Annotated in this window: 2 protein-coding genes; both read left to right on the forward strand. The window is 73.6% G+C overall.

The genetic code is table 11. The annotated features are described in order from the left end of the window. The first annotated feature begins 135 nt into the window (after window positions 1-135). A complete protein-coding gene (locus EAO70_RS35700) occupies window positions 136-1,281 on the forward strand; it encodes a serine/threonine protein phosphatase (RefSeq protein ID WP_261993221.1) in 1,146 nt (381 codons plus the stop codon). Further along, window positions 1,278-2,311: protein kinase domain-containing protein (locus EAO70_RS35705; protein ID WP_148006949.1), on the forward strand; the 1,034-nt coding region annotated here is incomplete at its 3' end. The genes EAO70_RS35700 and EAO70_RS35705, both read left to right, overlap by 4 nt.

A 2,311-nucleotide genomic window follows, 5' to 3' on the forward strand; every position in this document is an offset into this window, starting at 1 on the left:
GGGCGGCCCGGGCCGCCGGGCCCGCCTCCGCCGCCCGGGCCGCCCGGACCTCCCCCGCCGCCCGCGTCCGCCGCGGCACCGGCGCCCGCGGGTGCCGTCGGCGGTGCCGCCGGTCCGCTGATCGGACCGGGTCCGATGGCGGGCCCCAAGGGAGCGCACCGCGCCCCCGCCGGGCCCGGCGACGAACCCAAGCCGGACGAGCGCAGGCTGCCGCCCCAGCTGGTGTGGTCGGCGCCCGAGAGCTTCACCGGGTTCCAGGCGCTCTCGGTCTGGACCGAGCAGGTGACCGGTCACGGCGAGGACGCCGAACCGTTCGTGGTGCACCACTGGCCAGGCGACGAGGGCATGATCGCGGTGTTCGACGGTTCGGGCGGCGCGGGCGCGGGCCCGGTCTGGCAGGGCCCGGACGGGCTCCGGCACACCGGGGCCTGGGTCGGCTCACGGGTCGCGCGGCTCGCCACCGAGTGCTGGTTCCGCGAGGTGGCACGCGAGGGCGAGGAGGCCGGTCCCGACAGCCTCCACCAGTACCTGGACTGGTTCCTCGCGATGGCCCCGCAGCGCCGCAGCAAGATCGGCGGCACCATGCGCCGGCACCTGCCGACGACCCTGGCCGGTGTGCACTACCGCGTCCGCGGCGAGCAGGCCACGGTCGAACTGCGCCCCCTGTGGGCCGGCGACTCCCGCGCGTACGTCCTCACGCCCTCCGGCGGCCTGCACGTCCTCACCCGGGACCACACCCGCGAGAGCGATGCCCTCGAACTGCTGCGCACCGACCCGCCGATGACCAACGTCATCTGCGCGGACCGGGAGTTCACCATCGACACGCAGCACATCGCCTCGTTCGAGATGCCGTGTGTGCTGATCGCCGCCACCGACGGCTACTTCGGCTACGTGCACACCCCGGCCGACTTCGAGTACCTGCTCCTGGACACCCTGCGCCGGGCCAACACCACGTACGAGTGGGCCGACCTGCTCCGCCGCGGCGTCCAGCGGTACACCGGGGACGACGCCTCGCTGGCGCTGCTCGCCCTCGGCCACCAGGACTTCCCGGCGCTGGTCGCCACGTACGAGCCCCGGTTCGCCGAACTGACCGAGCGGTACATGCGGGGCCGTCCGGCCGTCCTCGACGGAGCGCCGCGCGCCGGAGGCGGGGAGCCGGAGGAGCCGGAGGGCCCCCAGGCGACGCAGGCCCGCGTCCGCGCCTGGCAGGACCACACCTGGGAGACCTACCGGACCACGTACGAGAGCCACCTGCCGCCCGCGTCCGAGGAGCACCGATGAAACTGGGCGACACGATCGCGGGCTACCGCATCGTCACCGAACCGACCAACGCCAACGGGGGGAAGTGCATCTGGGCCTTCGCGGAGAAGGACGGAGGCCAGTACTTCATCAAGCAGTTCCTCGAACCCAAGCGCCCGCGCGACGACGCCGCCGACTCCAAGAGCGTCCGCATCCGCCGCGAGGTCGCCAAGGAGTTCGAGAAGCGGCACCGGGACGTCATGAAGCGGCTGCGGCCGGACACCCTCGGCGGCGGCAACATCGTGCTCGCCACCGACTTCTTCCACGTGGGATCCACGTACTACAAGGTCACGGAGCGGATCGACACCACCAGCCTGGACCGGCCCCAGAGCCTGGAGCCCCGGCAGAAGACGGTGCTGCTCAAGACCCTCGGATCGAGCCTCAAGCAGCTGCACGACAGCGGCACCGTGCACGGCGACCTCAAGCCGCTGAACGTGCTGGTGCAGAAGCGGGAGGGCGCCGCCTTCCACGCGGCGAAGCTGATCGACTTCGACGACTCGTACGGCTCCGGGAACCCCCCGCAGCCCGACGCCATCGCCGGCGACTCCGTCTACGGCGCCCCGGAGTGGCTCCGCTACATCAAGCTCGACGGGACGGTCCGGCCGAAGGACCTCACCTGCGCGGTCGACATCTTCGCGCTGGGCCTGATGACCCACACCTACGTGGTGGGCGAACTCCCCGGCTACGATGCGGGGTTCGACTCCCCCGCCGACGCCGTGAGCAGCGGTGCGGAACTCCGCTTCGACCCGCGCCTCTCGGACGAACTCCTCGCCCTGCTCCGGGCCATGACGGCCGCCGACCCACGCGCCCGGCCGGACGTCGCCGCCTTCCTGGACGCGCTCGCCGACCCCGAGGTGTGCACGCTCCGGCACCGCAGGCCCGGGACCTCGGCCGCCCCGGCGGCCACGACGGGCGGGGCCGGCGGGGGCTCCGGCGCGGCCCCGGCCGAGCCGACCCGTACGAAGAGCCGGATCCGCTCCACCTTCGGCCGGCGGGGGGAGACCCCGGCAGC

Source organism: Streptomyces sp. adm13(2018) (assembly GCF_008042145.1).
GTDB lineage: Bacteria > Actinomycetota > Actinomycetes > Streptomycetales > Streptomycetaceae > Streptomyces.